This window comes from Nocardioides sp., assembly GCF_031422975.1.
GTDB lineage: Bacteria > Actinomycetota > Actinomycetes > Propionibacteriales > Nocardioidaceae > Nocardioides.
On the sequence record NZ_JANPEO010000649.1, the window covers coordinates 1 to 20,703 of the forward strand.

Annotated in this window: 18 protein-coding genes and 1 tRNA gene; 6 read left to right on the plus strand and 13 right to left on the minus strand. The window is 70.3% G+C overall.

The features are described from left to right. Positions 1-131: 131 nt before the first annotated feature. The 7 genes from RMO85_RS19085 to RMO85_RS19115 all read right to left on the minus strand — a co-directional run bounded on the left by RMO85_RS19085 (position 132) and on the right by RMO85_RS19115 (position 9,121). The gene (locus tag RMO85_RS19085; protein WP_310530296.1) at positions 132-2,477 is read right to left on the minus strand and encodes a tetratricopeptide repeat protein; all 2,346 of its coding nucleotides are present in this window, start codon (positions 2,475-2,477) and stop codon (positions 132-134) included. A gap of 17 nt (positions 2,478-2,494) precedes the next feature. Further along, positions 2,495-3,607, minus strand: a complete 1,113-nt coding sequence (locus RMO85_RS19090; protein ID WP_310530297.1) for a hypothetical protein — start codon at positions 3,605-3,607, stop codon at positions 2,495-2,497. Beyond that, positions 3,604-4,557, minus strand: coding sequence for a glutamate ABC transporter substrate-binding protein (locus tag RMO85_RS19095; RefSeq protein WP_310530298.1), 954 nt, complete (start codon positions 4,555-4,557; stop codon positions 3,604-3,606). Before RMO85_RS19095 ends, RMO85_RS19090 begins: the two co-directional genes overlap by 4 nt. Continuing rightward, complete coding sequence (locus tag RMO85_RS19100; RefSeq protein WP_310530299.1) at positions 4,554-5,837, minus strand: hypothetical protein; 1,284 nt, start codon at positions 5,835-5,837, stop codon at positions 4,554-4,556. The genes RMO85_RS19095 and RMO85_RS19100 overlap by 4 nt, the downstream gene beginning before the upstream one ends. Beyond that, entirely contained in the window at positions 5,834-7,360 is a 1,527-nt protein-coding gene (locus RMO85_RS19105) for an AAA family ATPase (protein WP_310530300.1), read from the minus strand. Before RMO85_RS19105 ends, RMO85_RS19100 begins: the two co-directional genes overlap by 4 nt. Beyond that, positions 7,357-7,821, minus strand: a complete 465-nt coding sequence (locus RMO85_RS19110; protein ID WP_310530301.1) for a hypothetical protein — start codon at positions 7,819-7,821, stop codon at positions 7,357-7,359. The genes RMO85_RS19105 and RMO85_RS19110 overlap by 4 nt, the downstream gene beginning before the upstream one ends. 61 nt (positions 7,822-7,882) lie before the next feature. Then, positions 7,883-9,121, minus strand: a complete 1,239-nt coding sequence (locus RMO85_RS19115; protein ID WP_310530302.1) for a toxic anion resistance protein — start codon at positions 9,119-9,121, stop codon at positions 7,883-7,885. Between the two features lie 346 nt (positions 9,122-9,467). Here RMO85_RS19115 and RMO85_RS19120 point away from each other — a divergent pair, with 346 nt between their 5' ends. The 3 genes from RMO85_RS19120 (at position 9,468) to RMO85_RS19130 (ending at position 13,440) form a co-directional block, all read left to right on the plus strand. After that, on the plus strand, positions 9,468-9,869 hold the full coding sequence (locus RMO85_RS19120) for an HNH endonuclease (protein ID WP_310530303.1): 402 nt from the start codon (positions 9,468-9,470) through the stop codon (positions 9,867-9,869). Positions 9,870-9,878: 9 nt separating this feature from the next. Beyond that, the gene (locus tag RMO85_RS19125; protein ID WP_310530304.1) at positions 9,879-10,721 is read left to right on the plus strand and encodes an SDR family NAD(P)-dependent oxidoreductase; all 843 of its coding nucleotides are present in this window, start codon (positions 9,879-9,881) and stop codon (positions 10,719-10,721) included. Positions 10,722-10,974: 253 nt separating this feature from the next. Then, a complete protein-coding gene (locus tag RMO85_RS19130; protein ID WP_310530305.1) occupies positions 10,975-13,440 on the plus strand; it encodes an ATP-binding protein in 2,466 nt (821 codons plus the stop codon). A gap of 18 nt (positions 13,441-13,458) precedes the next feature. On the opposite strand, the gene RMO85_RS19135 is transcribed toward RMO85_RS19130, so the two are convergent. The 4 genes from RMO85_RS19135 to RMO85_RS19150 all read right to left on the minus strand — a co-directional run bounded on the left by RMO85_RS19135 (position 13,459) and on the right by RMO85_RS19150 (position 17,195). Continuing rightward, positions 13,459-14,922, minus strand: coding sequence for a hypothetical protein (locus RMO85_RS19135; RefSeq protein ID WP_310530306.1), 1,464 nt, complete (start codon positions 14,920-14,922; stop codon positions 13,459-13,461). Positions 14,923-14,926: 4 nt separating this feature from the next. Next, on the minus strand, positions 14,927-15,232 hold the full coding sequence (locus RMO85_RS19140; protein ID WP_310530307.1) for a hypothetical protein: 306 nt from the start codon (positions 15,230-15,232) through the stop codon (positions 14,927-14,929). A gap of 145 nt (positions 15,233-15,377) precedes the next feature. After that, a complete protein-coding gene (locus RMO85_RS19145) occupies positions 15,378-17,039 on the minus strand; it encodes a bifunctional 3'-5' exonuclease/DNA polymerase (protein WP_310530308.1) in 1,662 nt (553 codons plus the stop codon). 71 nt (positions 17,040-17,110) lie between these two features. Further along, positions 17,111-17,195, minus strand: a tRNA-Leu gene (locus RMO85_RS19150). A 90-nt stretch (positions 17,196-17,285) separates the two neighbouring features. On the opposite strand from RMO85_RS19150, the gene RMO85_RS19155 reads away from it, so the two are divergent. Together RMO85_RS19155 and RMO85_RS19160 are read left to right on the plus strand one after the other, a co-directional pair. Beyond that, positions 17,286-18,368, plus strand: a complete 1,083-nt coding sequence (locus RMO85_RS19155) for a M20/M25/M40 family metallo-hydrolase (protein WP_310530309.1) — start codon at positions 17,286-17,288, stop codon at positions 18,366-18,368. A 21-nt stretch (positions 18,369-18,389) separates the two neighbouring features. Further along, on the plus strand, positions 18,390-18,629 hold the full coding sequence (locus RMO85_RS19160; protein ID WP_310530310.1) for a hypothetical protein: 240 nt from the start codon (positions 18,390-18,392) through the stop codon (positions 18,627-18,629). Here the strand turns inward: RMO85_RS19160 and RMO85_RS19165 are convergent, their stop codons facing one another. Together RMO85_RS19165 and RMO85_RS19170 are read right to left on the minus strand one after the other, a co-directional pair. Next, a complete protein-coding gene (locus RMO85_RS19165) occupies positions 18,630-18,854 on the minus strand; it encodes a DUF5703 family protein (RefSeq protein ID WP_310530311.1) in 225 nt (74 codons plus the stop codon). A 2-nt stretch (positions 18,855-18,856) separates the two neighbouring features. Next, on the minus strand, positions 18,857-19,804 hold the full coding sequence (locus tag RMO85_RS19170; RefSeq protein ID WP_310530312.1) for an aldo/keto reductase: 948 nt from the start codon (positions 19,802-19,804) through the stop codon (positions 18,857-18,859). A 74-nt stretch (positions 19,805-19,878) separates the two neighbouring features. Between RMO85_RS19170 and RMO85_RS19175 the strand changes: the two genes are divergently transcribed. Beyond that, positions 19,879-20,703 carry an undecaprenyl-diphosphate phosphatase gene (locus RMO85_RS19175; RefSeq protein ID WP_310530313.1) on the plus strand — a complete coding sequence of 275 codons (825 nt, stop codon included), beginning with the start codon at positions 19,879-19,881 and terminating at the stop codon, positions 20,701-20,703.

Here is a 20,703-nt window from a genome sequence, read left to right on the forward strand (position 1 = left end):
CGGCGCCGGAGCGGGTGCCCCCGTCGTGGCCAGGGGCGTCCCGCACTCCTCGCAGAAGTTGGAGTCGCCGTGCGCGACGGTGCCGCAGGAGGGACAGGTCCTGGAAATGGATGATCGAGGGTCGGTCACGCTCACACCAGCGTCCTGTTGCGTACGGCGTTGGCCTGGTTGACCAGGGCGACGCGGGAGTCGAGGGTGTCTGCCTCACGGGCGAGCGCGCGGTAGGCGCTCTCGAGGGCGTCGCGCAGCGCGTCCTCGCGGGCCTCGACGCCACCGATGGTGGGCCGGGCGGCCCCGGCGCGGACGGCTCCGCCCTTGGTCACGGACTCGAGCGCGTGGCTGAGGATCCGGACCGTGTAGCGCTGCCGCTCTCCTGGGTCCATCCGGACGGACGCGATGCTGGTGAGGGCCTGGTCGAGGACGGCGAGGTCGTCGGGAGCGCCTGCCAGGAGCACGTCGGCGCGCAGCTGACGGCTCTCCGGGTAGCCACGGCTGGTCGACGGCACGAGGTCGAGGGCGCGTACGGCGCCCGCCGTGTCGCCTCCGGCGGCGCGTACTCGCGCCATCCCGAACGCAGCGGGCGCGGCGTAGGCGGCGTCGGTCGCGGCGCAGGTGGCGTAGAGGCCCTCGGCCACCTCGGGCAGCTCGCCGTTCTCGCACGCGATCGCGAGCGCCAGCTTGGGGCCGAGCTCGCCCGGCACCTGCTGGTAGACGGCGCTGAAGGCGGCCAGCGCCTTCTCCCAGTCCTGGTCCTTCATGGCCGCCAGGCCGTCGAGCCACAGCGCGCGCCAGTCCCAGGGGTCCTGGGTGAGCAGCTGGGCGGTGGATCCGCGAGCGGCCTGCGTGTCGCCGAGCTCGATGGCTGCGCGGGCCCGGCGCAGCAGCACCTCGGCCGACTCCTCCGGAGCCTGCTCGAGCGCCGTGAGCATGTCGGCGGGCTCGGCATCGCCGACGCTGGTCAGCCAGGAGTGCTGGGGGTCGGAGGGATCGGGGCGCAGGCCCGGCAGCTGGGACCAGTCCAGCGCGGACGCCGAGGTGGCCGGTGCCTCGAACAGGGGGGACGCGGCGGAGGTCAGCGCCGTGCCGGTGGTCCGGGCAGCGACCACCTCACGCAGCACGCCGAGCAGCTGGGTCCGCAGCTCCTCAGCGGAGGCGAACCGGTCGGCCGGATCGGCGGCGCAGCATTTGGCGATCAGCCAGTAGAGGGAGTCGTGCTGCTGGAAGAGGGGCGTCGTGTCCGGCGGCGGCAGCGTGTGGAGATAGGTGCCCTGGTAGCCACGGAACTCCATGCACAGCACGACCAGCGTGCGGCCGATGGTGTAGATGTCGGAGGCGACGCTGGTGCCGACCTGCGGCACCTCGGGTGCCTGATAGCCGAGCGTGCCGAAGATCGCGGAGTCCTCGTCGTTGATGCGGCGGACGCCGCCGAGGTCGATCAGCTTGACCGCGTCGCCCACCTGGATGAGGTTGTCGGGCTTGAAGTCGCAGTAGACCAGCCCGAGGTCGTGGAGATAGCTGAAGGCGGGCAGCACCTCGAGGATGTAGGCGAGGGCCTGGTCCACCGGGAGTGCGTCGTAGGCGCCGGAGTTGTCCTTCATCCGCTGCTTGAGGATCTGCTTGAGCGAGCGTCCGCCGACCCACTCCATGACGATGTAGCCGGCGCCCTCGTGGGTGACGAAGTTGTAGATCTCGACGATCAGGGGGTGCTCGACCTGCGCCAGGAACTGCTGCTCGGCGATGGCCGCCGCCAGTGCGTCGGGGTCGCCGGAGTTGAGCAGGCCCTTGAGCACCACCCAGCGGTTGGAGACGTTGCGGTCCTTGGCGAGGTAGATCCAGCCGAGGCCGCCGTGGGCGATGGCGCCGACGACTTCGTACTGACCGCCGACGACGTCGCCGGCCTTGAGCTTGGGCGTGAACGAGAACTCCTGGCCACACGTGGGACAGAAGCCCTCGGAGCGGCCGGTCTTGCCGGTCGTCGAGCGGCCGATCGCGGAGCCGCACTTGGAGCACGTGCGCTTGTCCTCGGGCACCGACGGGTTGTCGACGACGGCCTGGAGCGCATCGACCGACGGCGCAGGCGGTACGACGGTGAGGCCGGCGCCCAGGCGCGCGGCGCGCATGCGCTGTGAGCCGTGCCCGGCACGGCGGGTGGCGCTGGTGCCCGCTCGACGGGAGCCGAGGGCCGCCGACTGGATGCGGCTGGCCGAGGTCCGGGCAGACGTCGGGCTGGTGGTCACGGGGTCGGGCTGTGAGGTGGCGGCCGTCGCCGGGGAGCCGCAGACGTTGCAGTAGCCGTCCTCGGCGGTGCCCGCGCAGCCCGGCTGGGTGCACGACGAGCCGTCGGTCGGGGCGGGCGCAGACGGGGCGCCCGTCGGCGTCGCGGCCGGGGCGCCGGCTGCGGTGGCGGCCGCCATCCCGCACACGTCGCAGTAGCCGTCCTGGATCGAACCGGTGCAACCGGGTTGCTGGCAGGTCATCTGAGACTCCTCGGTGGTCATGCGGACTGCTGGTTCAGGAGCTGGGTGAGCCACGACTGGTACGTCGCGACGAGGGAACGGGCCACGGCCATCGGCGCGGGTCGTCGGGCCAGCACGTCGCGGGCCTGCCGCTCGCTGACCGCGAGATCGGCGAGCTCGGCGAGTCCGTGGGCGAGGGCCTTGGCGCGCAGCGCGTCGAGGAGGTCGAGGAGCTGGCGGTGCTCGGCCAGCGCTGCGGCGTACGCGCCCTCGGCGACGCCGAGCGCCTGCCCGACACGTTCGAGCTTGCGTCGGTGGGTCTCGATCTCGGCCGGTGTGTTGGGCACCGGGCCGAGGGCCTCGACGTCGGGTACGGCGTAGCGCGGCGCCGGATCGACGGTGCCAACGCACAGCGTGACGAGAGCGCCGAGCGCGGCAGCGCGGGCGAGGAGCTCGGTGCGCAGCTGGCGAGTGGCCTGCAGGTCGTCGCGGGCGGCGCGACGCTTCGAGTTGCCGACGATCAGGTCGCGCTCGAAGACCGACGCCTCGGCCTCGAGGGGTGGCAGCAGACCGCCGACGTCGGCACCGCGCTGGGCGCGGGCGGTGATGTCCTCGAGCCGGCGCGACAGCCCGACGAGGGTGGCGCGGGCGGCGTCGCGGGTCGAGCTGGGCTCCAGGGAGACCTGGTCACGCACGCGCTCGAGGTTGGCACGCAGCTGCTTGATCCGGGCCGCGTTGGCGTCGGCACCGGGCAGCAGGGCCAGCCGTGTCTGCACCTGCCCGACCAGGGCGTCGGAGAGTCGGCAGGCCTCGGGCAGGGAGATGGCGAGGCCGGCGCCGAGGTCGCCGTCGAGCCGACCCCAGACCAGGGTCGAGAGGCGCTCGGCCTCGATGGGGCCGACGCGGCCGCCGTCGAAGGTGGCGTTGAGGAGCTGGTAGCGCTGCTGCACGGCCTGCCAGACGGCCAGCGACAGGACCATGTCGGAGGCGATCTCGTCACCGCGCCCGGCCGCGAGGGCCGCCTCGTCCAGCTCATCGAGCTCCAGCCGGCGCGCGCGCACCCAGTCGTCGAGCGCCAGCAGGAAGGTCTGGGCGTCGGCGGGGGTGAGTGGCTGTCCGAGTCGCCCGGGCGCGGTGGGGGCAGCCGTCATGGGCGCCGGCCGTAGAGGGGTGTCGGCTGGTTGCCTGCGGCCTGGAGCGAGGGCTCGAGCCAGCGGTCGTAGGACGCCTGCCACGACCCGTCGGCCCGCATCCGCTCGAAGACGGTGTTGATGAAGCGGACAAGGTCGACCCGGTCGGCGTTGACGCCGATGCCGTAGGGCTCGTCGGTCAGGCGCTCCTTGGTCAGCACCAGGGCGTAGGGGTCCTGGGCTGCGAGCCCGGCGAGCACCGTGTCGTCGGTGGTGATGGCGTCGGTCTCGCCGTTCTGGAACTTGATCAGGCAGCCGGTGTCGTTGACGGCGGTCACCGCGATGGCGTCGGGCGCGAGCCGCTGGATGTTCTCGATGCTGGTGGTGCCGGCGGGTGCGCAGGCGCGCTTGCCGACCATGTCCTCGATCCTCTTGATCCCGGAGCCCTTGCGGACCAGCAGCTTCTGGCCGGAGTGGAAGTACTCGGCCGAGAACGCGATCTGCTGCCAGCGCGTGCAGTTGATGGTCATGTTGCGCGCGACGATGTCGATCTCGTCGGCCACCAGGAGCGGGATCCGGTCGGCGGCCGTGATCACGCGCAGCTGCACGTGGCCCGTCTCGCCGAAGATCCCCTCCGCGATGGCGTTGACCATGTCGATGTCGAAGCCCTCGATCTGCCCGGAGAACGGGTTGCGCGAGCCGAGGAGGTAGTTGTCGGCGGCCACGCCTGCGATGAGGTAGCCCCGGTCGCGGATCCGTTGCAGCGATGCGCCCTGGTCGGCTGTCGCGTCCGGTGCGTAGGACACGGTCGCCGTGGTGGGGTCGCACGTCGGCGGCGTGCCGGGCACGACCTCGTCGACGACGGCCGGCTCGGCCTGGGGGAGCGGCGTCGGGTCGTACCCGCACGACGCGACGGCGAGGACGGCGACCGACGCGAGGAGGAGGCCGACCGTTCGACGGATGCTGTTCATGCGTACTCCCTACGTCGCTGGGCGATGCCCCGGGTGGCGAGACCGGCGGCGCCGAGCCCGAGCAGCAGCGTCAGGGCGGCGAGCAGCAGGAAGATGCTGTTGCCGGACCTGAGCTCGTCGGTGGCCACCGTGGCCGCCCGCGACACGACGTCCTGCGACGCCTGGTCGAAGGCGTCGAGGGCGGCGGTGGGCCCGTCCGCGGCACTGGTCGTGGCCAGCGCCACGGCCTGGTCGTACTTCCCGCTCTCCTCGAGGTCGACCACGCTGACGTGCAGATCGGAATAGGCCCGCCAGAGCTCCAGGGTCGCCGGCGACGCGTTGTCGGACACGGTCGCGGCCGCCGCCTGCCAGCCCTCCTCGAAGACCGCTCCCGACCCCTGGGCACCGAGTCGCCGGCTCTCGTTGGACTTGGCGTCGTTGGCGGCGGTCCGGGCGGTGGCCTCGGCGACCGCGACGCGATAGCTGCCGTTGCGGAGGTCGTCGTTGGCACCGTTCTGACTGGAGCTGACCGCGGCGGCGAGCAGGGTGAGCGCCCCGACAGTGACGAACGCCGCGCCGATGCCGACGTTGAAGCGGCGCCGGAAGACCTGGGACAACTGGGTGTTGACCCACCAGAGCAGCGCCATCGCAGCAAGTCCGGGCAGCAGGATCAGGAACGGCTGCTGAGCGCCGAGCTCGTCCTCGGCACGCGTCGCGTTGGCGTCAGTCAGCGCCTGCAGCAACGGCTGGGCCTCGTCGCGGAGCTGAGTGCTGGCGCCGCGGAGATATTCGGCGCCGACCGGGAAGCCCTGCCGGTTGTTGTCGCGGGCCTGGGTGTTGGTCGTGGTGAAGGTGTTGACCACCGAGTTGAGTGCTGCCAGCACCTCACTGTCGGCGGGCTGCGCCTGCGCCGCGTCCGCGATCTGACGGGTCACGCGGTCGATCGCGTCGTCGTAGGCCTGCCGCTGCTCGGGTCGCTCCAGGCCGCCGACGAGGAAGCTTGTGGTCGCGAGCGCGTCCGCCCGGAACAGCGTGGACTGGATGCCCTGGACCCGCACGAGCTGCTCGGTGTTGTCGGCGGCGGCGCGGTTGGCCTGCCAGCCGAGCAGTTGCAGCGCGGCGGTGAGGACCGCGAAGAGCACGCAGGCCGCCACCGCGACGACCTGCCATCGGTTGAGCAGGCTCGGGACGTCGACGGTCTTCGTGGCGACGGCAGTAGCAGGCGTGCTCGCCGGCGCCGCGGGTGCCGATGTCGAGATCGGCGCCGGCGCTGGGGCCTGCGCCTGGGGCGCTTGGGTCATGACTGCTCCTCGACTGCGTCGATTTCGGTGGGTACGTCGACCGGTGCATCGACAGGCTCCGCTGGGGTGTCTGCGAACAGCTCGACCGCCTCGGCGGCCGGGGCGAGGTCCTCGGCGATCAGCAGGCGCAGCTGTTCGAGTGTGGGGGCGTCGACCTCGCGCAGCCGCCAGGCGTGCCGCCCGATCGCGGCCTCGAGCACGTTGCGGACGTAGCGCGCGTTGCCGAACGACGGCCCGCGCTCGACCTGCACCAGCAGCTCGCGCAACCGGTCCACCACGTCCTCGCCCGCGTCGTACTGCGCACCCGAGGCCATCACCTCGAAGATCGACACGAGTTCGTCGTCGGTGTAGTCGGGGAAGTTGATCTCGGTGCGGAAGCGGCTCTCGAGGCCCGGGTTCTGACCGATGAAGGCGGCCATCGGCAGGGGATAGCCGGCCACGATCACGACGAGGTCGCCGCGGTGGTCCTCCATCTCCTTGACCAGGGTGTCGATCGCCTCCTGGCCGTACTGGTCACCGGCCAGCGAGTAGGCCTCGTCGATGAAGAGCACCCCGCCGATGGCGGACTTCACGATCTCCGCGGTCTTCATCGCCGTCTGGCCGAGGTAGCCGGCGACGAGCTCGGAGCGGTCGACCTCGACGAGCTGGCCCGAGGAGAGCAGGCCGAGCGCCCGATAGATGCCCGCGACCAGGCGGGCCACGGTGGTCTTGCCGGTGCCGGGGTTGCCGTTGAAGATCAGGTGCCGGGTGATGGTGAGCCCCTCGAGGCCCGCGTCGGCGCGCAGTCCCTCGACCCGCAGCACGGCCGCCTGGCGGTGGATCTCGGCCTTGACGTCGGTCAGTCCGACGAGGTCGTCGAGCTCGGCGAGCAACTCCTCGACGGTCCTCGCCGGCGGCTCGGGAGGGACCGGCCCTGCCGGTGGCGTCACCGGCTCGACCGGGGGCGCGGTGACGACGCGATCCGCCTCGAGGGGAGTGGGCTCGCCCAGCACGGACGGGTCGCGCACGATCTCGGCGCCTTCCAGCGCCGCGAGCTTGTCGCGGACGATCCGGCTCTGCTCCATCACCTGCTGCAGGAAGTGGTCGGCCACGCCGGGCACACGCTCGCGCGTCGCCGGCGACGGGACCGGGGCGACCTGACCCGGGGCGCCGAGCTGGGCGGCCGCGGCCGTGGCGGCGTTGCCGATGCTGCGGGCGTTCTCCTCGCCGAGGAAGCTGCCCGCGATGGCGACGTCCGACAGCGCCCGGGCGTATGCCGCAGCGTGCGCCGAACCGGCGGCGGCGAGCGACGCCATGGCGGGTGTCTGGGCCACGCGGTAGCGGCGACCGCGGGAGGCCGCCGTGGTGAACTCCTCGGCGGTGCTGTGTCCGGTCTCGCCGCACCACTCGACGTACGCACCCCGAGCCGGCTCGGCGACCGTCGCGGCCAGTGCCTCACCCTCCGCGCGAGCGGACGCGGGGTCGATGCCGGCGGTGGTGGCGAGCGCGGTCAGTGCCTCCAGGGCTTCACGAAGAGTCGTCATGCTGGTCCCAGGTTGAGGTCGGGGCCGTCGGTCGGGGTGCCGAACTTGGCCTGCAGGAACTGTCCGTGCGCGATCAGGGCCTGCGCGTCGGAGCGGGTGGCGGCGTCGAGGATCTTGTCCATGGTGGCGGCCAGCAGCTCGAGCTGGTCGATGAGCACCATCAACGCAGTCTTGTAGCCGTCGATCGGGCGGGTGTCGGCCCACTCGCGCGGGAGCCGGAGGTAGCCGCCGAGCGCCTCGGGGAGGTAGTCGGTGGCGGTGGCGACCACGGAATAGGAGTCGAAGCTGCCCTGCCCCAGGTGGGGCAGCCGGGGGAGGGTGTCGGTGACGAGCGCGGCGATGCGGTGCACGCGCGACACGACGACCGGCGGCGCGTTGCCGTCAGCCAGCATCTGCTCGACCCGCGCCAGGGCAGCGATGATGTCCGCCTCGGTCGGCGCGGGCGGGGATGCGGCGACCATCTCCTCGCCCGAGGGCCCCCGCGCCCTGACGAACCATGACCTCAGCCCCACCAGGACCAGCTCACGCTCGACGCGGCAGCTCGGTCAGGTCGAGGGTGCCAGCCGCGTTGCGCGCGTCGTGGTCCCGGACCCGGTCGAGGTAGGACTTGGACTTCTCGACCTCGGTCTCGAGCACGCCGATGGTCTGCGCCATCGAGTCGAGAGCCTTCACCTTGAACTCGTCGATGGAGTCCATGGTGGCGTAGATGTTGGCGAACGCGGCCTGCAGGTCGTCCATGTCGATGGTCGAGGACGCTGCCTGCTCCTGGATGGCCGCGGAGTTGTCCTTGAGCATCTCCGAGGTGCGCCGGATCATGCCGGAGGTCGTGGTGTTGAGGGCCGTGACCTGGTCGAGCACGAGCTTCTGGTTGCCGAGTGCCTGGGCCACGATCACCGCCGTACGCAACGCAGAGACCGTCGTGGTCGACGCGCGGTCGACGCCCTTGATCAGCTCGATGTTGTTCTTGATGATCACGTCGATCGCGAGGTAGGACTGGATCGAGACCGCGAGCTGGGTGAGCAGGTCCTGGTGCTTCTGCCGGACGTAGAAGAGCACGTCCTTGTTCAGGGTCTTCGCGGCCTCGGGGTCACTCAGCTCGAGCTCGGCGATGCGCGCCGACAACCTGGCGTCGAGCTTCTCGGCGACATACACGTACTGGTTGAGGCGCCCCATGACGGACCACAGGTTCGTCTTCTCGAGGTTGAGTGCGACGTTGTCCTTGGTCAGCTCGTCCTGGCCGTTGCGCAGGCTGTGCAGGATGGCGTTGAGCTGCGACTGGGAGGACTGGTACTTGCGGAAGTAGTCCTCGACCTTGTCGCCGAAAGGCAGCCAGTCCATCCAGCGGGAGACACCCTTGGCGGCGCTCGGATCCAGGTCTTCGATCGTGCGCCGCAGCTCGAGCAGTGTCTTGCCGACGGCCGAGCCCTGCGCCAGGCCGCCCTCCTGGAGCGCCCGCACGGGTTGGTCGAGCATCCGGTTGGACGTCTCGGCAGCCTGGCGGATGTCGGCGTCGCCCATGGTGCGGACGTTGTCGGCCTGCGCGGAGAACTCGGGGCTGCCCGGGGTGGTCGCGGACAGGGCGGTCAAGAAACCCTCGACCTTCGCGTCGAGCTCGGGGACGACCGCGGCGGGGACCTGCGGCGCCATCCGCGGGGCCTGGGTCTCGGCGACGGCCGCGGGTGCGTGCGGGGCGGTCAAGGTCAGCGTTGCCTCCGGCGGCGCGAGCGGCGCGGGTGCAGCAGGTTGCGACGGCGTGCTCATGTGGCTCTTTCCCCTCGTCGGCCCCACCGAGCGTGCGGCCCCTGCGCAGACACTATCCACGTCCTGCACCCGATGGGGGCGGTCGATGGTGTTGGCTCGTCGTGTCCGGTCAACCTCGGTGATCGGGGAACACGCCGAGCGTTCGCGCCAACCGTGGCGGTTCTGTGGCCCGAGCGTGGATCTTCTGTGCCACAACTGAGTACATCCGCGATCTAGATTCATCTTCAGAACCGCCCACGGACCCGAGACCGTGGGCGGTTCTGACTTTCCCTGACGCGTGCGTGAGTGCCCTGACTCGCCGATCCGCACGAGCCCCTTCGAGCGCGACGTTGCCTAGGCTGGGCAGATGGCAGTCGATCGAAGTCGTCGGGCGAGGGCCGCCCGTCGACGCAAGCGCCGGATGGACAGCGTCGAGCACGACCTGAGTGCGGCCGAGTGGGCCGCGCTCCAGGCAGCGTGGGGAGGCTGCGCCTACTGCGGCGCGAGCGGCACACCGCTGCAGCGGGACTGCGTGCAGGCGCTGTCTCGCGGTGGGCGCTACACCCTCGACAACATCGCCCCGGCGTGTGGTCCCTGCAACGCCAGCAAGTGCAACCAGGAGGTCACGAGCTGGCTGCGACGCAAGCGGCTGGACGAGCGCGACTTCCTGGCCCGCCACGTCGGGATCCAACGCGCCCTGACGCTGCGCTTCAGCGCCGTTCCCGCCGAGGGCAGGACTGGCTCCGAGTCTGGCGCCGCCCCGGCCTAGGCTCGCGGCATGAGCGAACAGACGATGGCGGGCCGCACGGTCCTGGTGACCGGAGCAAGTGACGGGATCGGGGCCGAGACGGCCCGAGTGCTGGCTGCCAGCGGCGCGACGGTGCTGGTGACCGGCCGCTCGGCCGACAAGCTGCGACCCGTCGCCGAGGCGGTCGGCACCGAACCTCTCGTCGCCGACTTCTCCCGGCTTGACGACGTCCGCCGCCTCGCCGACCAGGTCGGCGAGCGCGTGGGGACGCTCGACGTGCTGATGAACAACGCCGGCGGCATGTTCGCCCCGTCGAAGAAGACCAGCGACGGTCACGAACCCAACTTCCAGGTCAATCACCTGGCCCCGTTCCTGCTCACCAACCTGCTCCACGCCCAGCTGGCTGCGGCCCGGTCGTCGCTGGTCGTCAACACCTCCAGCGTCGCCAACCTGATGGGCAAGGTGGTGCTCGACGACCTCGACTACGAGCACCGCCGGGCGATCGAGTTCCCGGCCTACGGCACCGGCAAGCTGATGAACATCCTCTTCACCCGGGGTATCGCTCAACGGTGGTCCGCCGACGGCATCGTCTCGGCCGCTGTCCACCCGGGCCCCGTGGGCAGCTCGTTCGGCCGCGACTCGTGGTTCGTCGGCCTGCTCTACCGCTCGCCGCTGAAGCGGTTCGCCACGATCAGCGTCCCGGACGGTGCAGCACCGCTGGTCGCCCTTGCCGAGCGCGGCCCCGACCCCGAGATCGACGGGCTGTACTTCAGCCGATTCACTGCGCACGGCCGCGAGAACAAGCAGGCTCGTGACCAGAAGGTCATCGACGGCCTGTGGGAGCGGTCGGCGGCGCTGGTCGGGCTGACCTGAGCACGGCTTCGACCCAAGGTTGCTCGGCAAGCCCACGGACCCGAGACCGTGGGCGGTTCTGACTTCTCGGCTGCGAAGAGCTTGGCTTCCTCTGTGCCCCTGACTCACGGGTCCGACGGGGCCTCGCGCGGCGCGCTTGTCGACCCGTCCCGACGGGAGGTCAGCGAATGCTCGGCCCGCCGCCTCGTGCACGTCTACCATCACGTGTGGGACGCCGCAGCGTCTCGTCTGGTCGATCTCGGGGAGTTGAGCAATGACACGCGTGGTCGCGCGCGCGCCTTCGGGCAGCGAGGAGTCGTTGTCGGGCCGACCGTCGCTGATCTACCTGATCGCGGGCAGCATCGCCATCGTCTGCTACCTCGTGGTGCCGCCCCTCGCAGGCAGCGCCTGGTTGTTCAAGCTGGTGGGATTGTCGGTGGCGGTGGCGATCGTGCTCGGCGTCGCCTGGTACCGGCCCCGGCCCATCCTCCCGTGGGTGCTGTTCCTTGTCGCCCAGGTGCTGTTCGTCGGCGGCGACTACGTCTACTACACGTTCGACCCGTCCTTCCCGTCCGTCGGAGACGGGTTCTACATCGCCTACTACCCCGTGCAGGCGGCCGGTCTCCTGCTGCTGATCCGGAGCCGCACCAGCGAGAGCGACTGGGCCAGCGCGCTCGACGCACTCATCATCACGGTCGGCTTCGGGCTGCTCTCGTGGGTCTTCCTCATCCAGCCGTACACCCACCTCAGGGACGAGACGCTGTTGTCGCGGGTTGTCTCGATGTCCTACCCGACCATGGACGTGCTGCTCCTGGCCGTGACCGCCCGGCTGCTCATCGGAAACGGCGCTCGCCCAAGGGCGTTGTATCTCATGGCAGCCAGCATCGTGTGCCTGATCCTCACCGACGGGGCCTACGTGGCCATCGAGCTGAGTGGCGCCTACGGCACGGGCGGCTTTCTCGACGTCGGTTGGATGAGCACGTACGTCCTGTGGGGCGCTGCCGCACTTCATCCGTCGATGCGTGAACTGTCGGCGCGGGCACCCGCGACGGGTACCTCGCTGAGCGGGCGGCGTGTCCTGCTGCTGGCGGCCGCGACCCTGATCGCCCCCGCGACCTTGTTGATCGACAGCCTGTGGCAGGTCCCCGGCTTCAGCGTCCCGGTGTCGGCGTCCGTGTCGGCGGTGCTGTTCGTCCTGGTGCTCATCCGCATGCTGGGGTTGTTCTCGAGCCTGCGCGATGCCGTGGGCAGGCACGAGCGTGCGGAACGCCGAGAACGCATCCTGCGCCGCGCCGCCACGTCGCTGACAGTCGCACCCGACCGCGAGCACATCCGACGTGCCGCGGTCAACGGAGCGCGTGATCTGGTGCAGGGGCTGGCCGAGATGCGCATCAGCGCGGAGATGTACGACGGCGCCGAGCCACACGGAGCCGTCGTGGTGACGTCCTCGGACTCCGTCGTGGTGCCGCTGGCTACCCAGGCCGCCGTCTACGGGCGGCTGGTGGTGATCGGCTCGGCACCGGTGCCCACGGATGTGGTGGATGGGCTGCAGACGCTGGGAGCGCAGGTCGCGCTGGCCTTGGAGAGCGCAGCGCTCACCGAGGTCCTCAGCCGGCAGCGCAGTGAGTCACGAGTCGGCGCGCTGGTCCAGAACTCCTCCGACCTCATCATGGTCCTCGACGCTCAACTGGTGGTCCGCTTCGTGACGCCGTCCGTGGTGCGGGTCCTCGGCCTCCACCCGGATCACGTGCTGGGCACGAGCCTGCTCTCGCTGATGGATCCGTCCGAGCACGATGCGGTGACGGCCTTCTACTCCCGACTGCGGCTTCGCGCTCAAGAAAGCGCCAGGGCCGAGTGGCGGATGCGCTGCAGCGACGGGCACCTCACCGACGTCGAGACCGTCAGCACCGATCTGCTCGGGCACCCGAGCGTCAACGGCATCGTGGTGACCGCCCGCGACATCACCGAACGCAAGGCTCTCGAAATGGGGCTCCAGCGGCACGTCCGGGAGCTCGAGGAACTCGATCGCCTTCGCAACGACTTCGTGGCCACGGTCTCCCACGAGCTGCGAACTCCGCTGACGAGCATCATCGGACACGTGGAACTGCTCGAACACGATGACGACGGTGACCTCTCGGCCGGTCGGTCGAACAGCTTGGAGGTCATCGGCCGCAACAGCGAGCGCCTTCTCACGCTGATCGAGGACCTCCTGACGCTCACTCACATGAATAGCGGCACCGTGACGCTGCGCCGCCAGTCGATCTGCGTCGCGGATCTCTTGGCCGGCGTGCACAGCCAGGTGGAGCAGATCGCCGCGGCGAAGTCGGTCGAGCTCACGCTGACCTGCAGCCCAGGCGTCGACACCGTCCACGTGGACCGTGAACAGCTCGAACGCGCGCTGCTCAACCTGCTGACCAATGCTGTCAAGTTCACTCCGGCGGGCGGGCAGGTGGCCCTCCGAGCGGAACACGTGGACGCTGACCTCGTCGTCACGATCTCCGACAACGGCGTCGGCATCCCCGAGGACGAGCAGATGGGACTGTTCACCCGATTCTTCCGCTCTTCGATCGCGACCCGCCTGGCAATCCCCGGGACCGGGCTCGGACTCGTGATCGTCAAGCAGATCGTCGAGCAGCACGGCGGCACGATCTCCATCGTCTCCGCCCCGGGCTCGGGCACGACCGTGACGGTCACCATCCCGGCCGACGCCACCACCGAGGTCCGGACCGACGCCGCCTGAGGCGGCAGTGTCCCGGGATCAATCCCCTCGGTCGCGCGAGGCGCCGAGGCACTCCGCGTCGAAGTGGGCAACGATGTAGTCCCAGGCCGACTTCGCCTCGTCGAGAGTGAAGTAGGGCTCACCCCTGACGCACCAGTTCCACAGCAGCGACCAGCTCCACAGGCTGTTCTGGCGGGACGAGACCATGATCCGATCCAGGCCGTCCACGTGGCACAGGCCGAAGCAGTGACCCAGCTCGTGGATGGGCACGTACTTCCAGACCTGGTCAGGGAAGTTGTCGATGAACGTTGCCCCGGATGCGTTGTGGCGGCTCTGGCAGCTGCTCTGCTCCAGGCTCGCCGCGAGACCGCGCAGGGTGTCGGTGTAGCGGAACACGCCGACGACGACAGGGTGGCACAGTTCCGATCGGGCGGCCCGTTCTGCTGCGGGCGCCGAGGGCGGTGTCTGCGCACTCGCATCCGAGCGATCGGTGCGGCCGATGACCTTGATCAGGAACCGCACGAGGGACGAGGAGGCACTGGTCGTGTCGAAGCCGGCGTGAACGATGTGTCCCGCTTCGGTGACCTCTTTCCTGTCCTGGCGCCAGCTCAGGATCAGGCCAAGTTGGCGGCCCTTGTCCTGTGCCGCGCTCAGCTTGGTGTCCAGCACGCCGTCGCGCATCGCGAGCACGATGAACTTGGGGCCGTCGACGCCGCGGGAGTCGAGGTAGCTGTCCAGCTCGCTCGCGGAGATCGGGTTGTCGAACTCACCCCCGCCCCCACCACCGATGACGACGCCCTTCTTGAGGGTCTTGTAGCGCTTGCGGTTCCAGAAGCCCTGGGGGTATTCGAAGCCGCACAGCTCCCTCAGGTTGATCGCGCCCTCCTCGTGCAGCACGACGAGATGGGGGACCGAGGGGTCGTCGGGAGACGGGGTTTGCGAGTCGAGCACCGTGCGGTACGCCGTGCCGACGAGACGTAGGCCGAACGCGCCGTGGTCGAGGCCGATGGCCTCGCCGATCTGCGTGCGGGTCTGTGCCTTGTACGCCGCATCCAGGAGTCCTCGGACGTGGGAGCGCAGGGCGCTCTTGTCGAACTCGCCCCGAATGAAATCGAAGGTGTCGCAGAGCACGAGGATCCGGATGATGCCGATCGCGCCCATCACGATGCCCAACCCGATCTTGATCAGGCCGTCCAGGATGCGTCGCCAGTCGAGGGTCACGATGCCGACGAGGACATCCCAGAGCCCGGTCAGGACGTTCACGATGATGTCGACGATCGTCGTGACGAGTTTGCAGACCGTGCGTGTCACCCAACGTCCGACGGTGACGACCACCCAGCGGATGACCTTGACCAGCACCCAGACCAGCCAGCAGACCCAGCCGCGCGGGTCGTACCAGGGGTAGTCCTTGCACTTCTCCCGCTGTTGGTTCTCCCAGACCTCGATCGGCTTGGAGACCTGTTCCTCGATCCACTCGTCGATCTGTGTGCACACGAGCGCCATGAGCTCACTCCGTCCTTGTCAGTGGGGGAGGGTTGAATGAATGAATGCGGGTCTGCGAGCGCTCGAGCTCTCGGCCCAGCTGGATCAGCCGCAGGCGTGCGTAGCCGAGGCCGAGCACCTTGCCTGCGACGGACATCGAGACGACCCACGTGAGGCCTCTCGCGAGCGTTCCCAGCCCCGACCAGGGGCCTCCCTGCCCGGTGATCAGATAGGCACCGAGTCCGATCACGGCGATCAGGGTGAAGATGGACCCGAGCTCACAACCGCACGCCGCACGGTGTCGCTGCATGTCGGCACGAATGCGTGCCACTCGCTCGACGTCCAGATCCCGAGGTCCGCTCACACTGGTAGAGATCCGGGCGGAGGGGGCGCTGATACGTCCTTACGTGCGCAGTCGTCCACAGAGCGGTGGGCCGACCCCGATGATCGACGTCGGCCTGTCCTCTGGCGCCCTGTCACGGCACGCTGTCAGCTGCCCGGGCGGCGCCCGGCTTCCCGGCGTCCGCGTACGACCTCACGATCGAGGTGTTGAGCGGGAAGTCGATGGACAGGTCGCGAAACAGCAGGCCGGCCGCGGTCACGGATGCCGCTGCGGCCTGCTCGGCAACGGCATCGGCGAGGGCGGCCGGGGTGTGCACGACGACCTCGTCGTGCAGGAAGAACACGAGGTGCGGGCCGGTGGTGGCCGAGCCGCTGTCGCCCAGCCGCCACAGCCGGTTGCGCAGGTCGGCGATCCAGCACAGCGCCCACTCGGCACCCGTGCCCTGCACGACGAAGTTGCGGGTGAAGCGGCCGTACGCCCGTCGGCGGCGGGCCTGGTCGTCGCCATCGGCCCCTGCGTCGTCAGTGTCGGGGCTCCACGCCTCGCCCAGGGCCGGGCACCCGCGCCCAAGCAGGGTGCGCACCACGTGGCCGCGCTCACCGGCGCGGGCGGCCTCCTCGACGAGTCCGAAGGCGTCGGGGTAGCGCCGGGTGAGCCCGGCAACCATGCGACCGCTCTCTCCACTCGTGGCGCCATACATCGCGCCGAGTAGACCGAGCTTGGCGTCCTGACGGCTCGCCACCGCTCCGTCGTCGACCATGCCTTGATAGAGGTCGGCGCCCCGGGCGGCCCTGGCCAGGGCGCGGTCGCCACTCATCCCGGCGAGCACGCGCGGCTCGAGCTGCGCGACGTCGGCCACGACGAACAGCCAGCCGTCGTCGGCCACCGCCGCGGGCCGGACCTGCGCCGGGAAGGACAGTGCACCCCCGCCGTTGGAGGACCATCGGCCGGTGACCGAGCCCGCCGGCTGGTAGGAGGGCCGGAACCGGCCACCGCTGACCCACTGGTCGGCCCAGGCCCAGCCGTTCGTCTGGAAGAGGTACGCGAGCTGCTTGTAGCGCAGCAACGCGACGATGGCCGGGTGGTCGATCGCGCGCAGGGAGAACGCTCGGGTGTCGGCGACCTCCACGCCGGCGCGGCGCAGTGCGGCCAACAGCTCGGGCCGCGAGTCGGGATTGAGACCCGGGGCTCCGAGGGCCACCCGCACCTGGCCGGCCAACGCCTCCAGTGCCTGTGGGCGAGCACCGCGAGGGGGCCGCGGCCCGAGCTGCTCGGTCAGCAGTCGCTCATGGATGTCGGCTCGCCACGGCACGCCGGCGTGTGACATCTCGGCCGCCACGAGGGCCCCCGCCGACTCCGCCGCGAGCAACAGCCCGAGCCGGGCGGCGTCGGCCGAGGCTGCCACCGCAGCCAGCTGCCGGGCGTCCTCGAGGTCGGCGCGTAGGTGCTCGGTCGTGTCGTCGGCGGCGAACAGCGCCGGATCGGACACGGTGCTCGGTCCCAGCCGGTCCCAGTGCTCCGACTGATCACCCACCAGCACCAGCGCGTCCACCGCGGGGGCTCGTCGCAGCAGGTGGTGGCACAGTCGAAGGTCGTGACATCGCTCGACCCGGACCCCGGCCGCCAGCAGTGGGGGATACCACCGCGCGGTGTCGTCCCACACCCAGCGCGGCGCGTCGAGCTCGCGCGCCTCGACGTATGCCGCAACGTCGACCAACGCCACCACGCGCTGCGCGCCGTCGTCGACGACCAGCACGCGATCACCCGGCAGGCGCGAGAGCGATACCCGGGTCATGGGGGACAGCCTTTCACCCGCAGAGTGGGCGCAAATGAAGAAAAGGCCCCGTGGAGCCGGAGCCTTCTCAGTGTCCGAGGGGGGACTTGAACCCCCACGCCCTATACGGGCACTAGCACCTCAAGCTAGCGCGTCTGCCAATTCCGCCACCCGGACGAGTGCTGGAGAACCTTAGCAAGACGGCTCGTCGAATCCCGCATCGGGGCAGCGCTGCGAAACGCTTCGGAATCGGGGCAGGATGGGGGCATGTCGCAGACCTCGGATCCCCGTCCTGTCGACCCGTCCGACAAGGCCTCATACGACCCCGCCGTCGAGGTCGTCGAGCTGTGTCGGGAGCTGATCCGGATCGACACCAGCAACTACGGTGACGCCGACGGGCCGGGGGAGCGCAAGGCCGCGGAGTACGCCGCAGCGCTGCTGGACGAGGTGGGGATCGAGTCCCGCCTCTACGAACCCGAGCCGGGACGGACCACACTCGTCGCCCGCTGGGGCGGTGGTGACGGCAGGGCGCCGCTCCTCGTGCACGGCCATCTCGACGTCGTCCCCGCAGCCGCCGAGGACTGGCAGGTCGACCCGTTCTCCGGCGAGATCAAGGACGGCTTCGTGTGGGGCCGCGGCGCGGTCGACATGAAGGACTTCGACGCGATGCTGCTCAGCGTCGTCCGGGCTCGCGCCCGCGCCGGCCGGGCTCCGGGGCGGGAGATCGTGATCTGCCTGACCGCCGACGAGGAGGCGGGTGGCCACAAGGGTGCCGAGGTGCTTGTCAACGACCACCCCGATGAGCTGGCGGACTGCACCGAGGCGATCGGCGAGGTGGGCGGCTTCAGTGCCACCATCCGCGGCCGACGGGTCTATCTCATCGAGGCCGCCGAGAAGGGCATGGCCTGGATGAAACTCACCGCCCGCGGTCGCGCCGGACACGGCTCCATGATCAACACCGACAACGCCGTCACCCGGCTCTCGGGAGCGGTGGCACGCATCGGCGCCCACCAGTGGCCGGTCCGGCTGACACCCACCATGGAGGTGCTGCTCGCGACGGTCGCCGACATCGCCGGCACCGAGGCGACTCCCGAGAACGCCGAGGCGCTGATCGAGGAGTTCGGCAGCGCCGCCCGCATGCTCGGCGCCGTCATCCGCAACACCGCCAACCCGACCCAGCTCGGGGCGGGCTACAAGGTCAACGTCATCCCCACCGAGGCGACCGCCCACATCGACGGTCGGTTCCTGCCCGGCTACGAGGACGAGTTCTTCGACACCCTGCGCGCACTCGCCGGTGAGGGCATCGAGTTCGACAACCTGTCGCACCAGCAGCCCTGGGAGACGCCCTAAGACGGCGACCTCGTCGCCGCGATGACCCGGTCGCAGATCGAGGAGGATCCGGAGGACGTCGTGGCGCGGTACCTCATGAGCGGGGGCTCCGAGGACAAGCACTTCAACCGGCTCGGGATGCGCTCCTACGGCTTCGCGCCGCTGCGGCTGCCTGCCGACCTCGACTTCACGGCGCTGTTCCACGGCGTGGACGAGCGCGTGCCGGTGGACGCACTGGAGTTCGGCGCGCGAGTCCTGGACCGGTTCCTCGACCAGATCTGATCAGCCGAAGAGCGTCAGCCGGGCCCGGATGATCTTGCGGCGGAGCACGACCCGGCGCACCCCGTCATCGCCGATCCGCAACCGGTCCAGCTCCCAGCCACCGATCTCGGCGCGCTCCACCAGCATCCGGGTCACCACGTTGCGCGAGAAGTCGCGCGGCAGGGTCAGGGTGTCGAACTCCCACTCCACGCCCGGTCGGGGCGGACGCCGGTGTGCCCGGGCCATGGTCAGTCTCCGCTCACGTCGTCGAGGGCGCCGATGATCTCCGCCGGCAGCGTCAGCTCGTCGGTGCCGAGCGCGCCGTGGAGCTGGGCGGCGGTGCGTGCACCGACGATGGGCGCAGTGACGCCGGGGCGGTCGCGCACCCAGACGAGCGCCACCTCGAGCGGCGTCCAGCCGAGTCCCTCGGCGGCGCGGGCCACGGCCTCGACGATGCCGCGTCCGCGCTCGTCGAGGTAGGGGTTGACGAAGCCGGAGAAGTGCGGTGAGGCGGCGCGCGAGTCCGACGGCGTGCCGGTGCGGTACTTGCCGGTGAGCACGCCGCGGCCGAGCGGGGACCAGGGGAGGATGCCGAGGCCGAGCGCGGCCGCCGCGGGGATCACCTCGTGCTCGATCCCGCGGGCCAGGAGGGAGTACTCCACCTGGGTGGACGCCAGCAGCGAGCGCCCTGGCACGGCGCGCTGCCACGTGGCGGCCTGCGCGGTCTGCCAGCCGGAGTAGTTCGAGACGCCGACGTAGGACGCGCGACCGGTCGACACCGCATGGTCGAGGGCGGTCAGCGTCTCCTCGACGGGGGTGTCGTCGGTCCAGACGTGCACCTGCCACAGGTCGACGTGGTCGACCCGCAGCCGCTTGAGTGACGCATCGAGGGCGGGCAGCAGGTGGCCGCGCGAGGTGTTGGTGACGCGTTCGCCCGTACGCCGCGAGATGCCCGCCTTCGTCGCCAGCACGACCTCATCGCGCCCGATGACGTCACCGAGCAGCGTGCCGATCAGCTCCTCGCTCGCGCCGTCGCCGTAGCCGGCGGCGGTGTCGAGCAGGGTGCCGCCCTTCTCGGCGAAGGCGATCAGCTGGTCGCGGGCCTCGTGCTCGTCGGTGTCGCGACCCCAGGTCATGGTCCCGAGACCGAGTCTGGAGACCTTCAGGCCGGTGGAGCCGAGTGAGCGCTGCTGCATGCGCCGAGATTAGCCACGCGCGCCGAGCGAGCCCCCGCGCCTCGCCGTACTTGCCCCGCGTAGGCTCCTGCGACGTGTTCGACCTGCTCAAGGCCGTGGTGCTCGGCACCATTCAGGGCCTTACCGAGTTCCTGCCCATCTCCAGTAGCGCCCACCTGAGAATCTTCCCGGAGCTCTTCGGGTGGGGCGACCCCGGTGCGGCCTTCACCGCCGTGATCCAGATCGGCACGGAGCTCGCCGTCCTCATCTTCTTCCGCCACGACATCTGGCGGATCGGCAAGGCATGGCTGCTGTCGTTGGTGAAGCCGGAGTGGCGCGGCCACATCGACGCGCGGATGGGTTGGTTCATCATCATCGGCTCGCTGCCCATCGTGGTCCTGGGCGTGGTGCTCAAGGACATCATCGAGAGGGACTTCCGCAACCTGTGGATCATCGGCTCGACGCTGATCGTGATGGGCATCGTGCTCGGCATCGCCGACCGGCTCTCGCGCGACGACAAGACGATCAAGAACATCGGCCTGCGCGACGCCGTCCTGATGGGCCTCGCCCAGGCGCTGGCCCTGGTCCCCGGCGTCTCGCGCAGCGGCGCGACCATCTCCATGGGCCGCGCCCTGGGCTACGAGCGCGAGGCCGCGACGCGCTACGCGTTCCTGCTCGCGATCCCCGCCGTCGTCGGGGCCGGGATCTTCGAGCTCAAGGAGATCCCCGGTGGGGACAACACCTACGGCTGGGGGCCGACCCTGGTCGCGACCGTCGTCAGCTTCGTCGTGGGTTACGCCGCCATCGCGTGGCTGCTTCGCTACGTCTCCACGAAGTCCTACACCCCCTTCGTGCTCTACCGCGTCGCACTGGGCGCGGCGACGCTGCTCCTGCTGGCCGCGGGCGTCCTCACCGCCTGA

Bases quoted from the DNA above. Each gene is read 5' to 3' on its own strand.
- RMO85_RS19160 (WP_310530310.1), top strand. From the start codon at position 18,390: ATGACCCGGTCGCAGATCGAGGAGGATCCGGAGGACGTCGTGGCGCGG.
- RMO85_RS19095 (WP_310530298.1), bottom strand. From the start codon at position 4,557: ATGAACAGCATCCGTCGAACGGTCGGCCTCCTCCTCGCGTCGGTCGCC.
- RMO85_RS19105 (WP_310530300.1), bottom strand. From the start codon at position 7,360: ATGACGACTCTTCGTGAAGCCCTGGAGGCACTGACCGCGCTCGCCACC.
- RMO85_RS19110 (WP_310530301.1), bottom strand. From the start codon at position 7,821: ATGGTCGCCGCATCCCCGCCCGCGCCGACCGAGGCGGACATCATCGCT.
- RMO85_RS19090 (WP_310530297.1), bottom strand. From the start codon at position 3,607: ATGACGGCTGCCCCCACCGCGCCCGGGCGACTCGGACAGCCACTCACC.
- RMO85_RS19130 (WP_310530305.1), top strand. From the start codon at position 10,975: ATGACACGCGTGGTCGCGCGCGCGCCTTCGGGCAGCGAGGAGTCGTTG.
- RMO85_RS19165 (WP_310530311.1), bottom strand. From the start codon at position 18,854: ATGGCCCGGGCACACCGGCGTCCGCCCCGACCGGGCGTGGAGTGGGAG.
- RMO85_RS19145 (WP_310530308.1), bottom strand. From the start codon at position 17,039: ATGACCCGGGTATCGCTCTCGCGCCTGCCGGGTGATCGCGTGCTGGTC.
- RMO85_RS19170 (WP_310530312.1), bottom strand. From the start codon at position 19,804: ATGCAGCAGCGCTCACTCGGCTCCACCGGCCTGAAGGTCTCCAGACTC.
- RMO85_RS19100 (WP_310530299.1), bottom strand. From the start codon at position 5,837: ATGACCCAAGCGCCCCAGGCGCAGGCCCCAGCGCCGGCGCCGATCTCG.
- RMO85_RS19085 (WP_310530296.1), bottom strand. From the start codon at position 2,477: ATGACCTGCCAGCAACCCGGTTGCACCGGTTCGATCCAGGACGGCTAC.
- RMO85_RS19115 (WP_310530302.1), bottom strand. From the start codon at position 9,121: ATGAGCACGCCGTCGCAACCTGCTGCACCCGCGCCGCTCGCGCCGCCG.
- RMO85_RS19120 (WP_310530303.1), top strand. From the start codon at position 9,468: ATGGCAGTCGATCGAAGTCGTCGGGCGAGGGCCGCCCGTCGACGCAAG.
- RMO85_RS19135 (WP_310530306.1), bottom strand. From the start codon at position 14,922: ATGGCGCTCGTGTGCACACAGATCGACGAGTGGATCGAGGAACAGGTC.
- RMO85_RS19125 (WP_310530304.1), top strand. From the start codon at position 9,879: ATGAGCGAACAGACGATGGCGGGCCGCACGGTCCTGGTGACCGGAGCA.
- RMO85_RS19155 (WP_310530309.1), top strand. From the start codon at position 17,286: ATGTCGCAGACCTCGGATCCCCGTCCTGTCGACCCGTCCGACAAGGCC.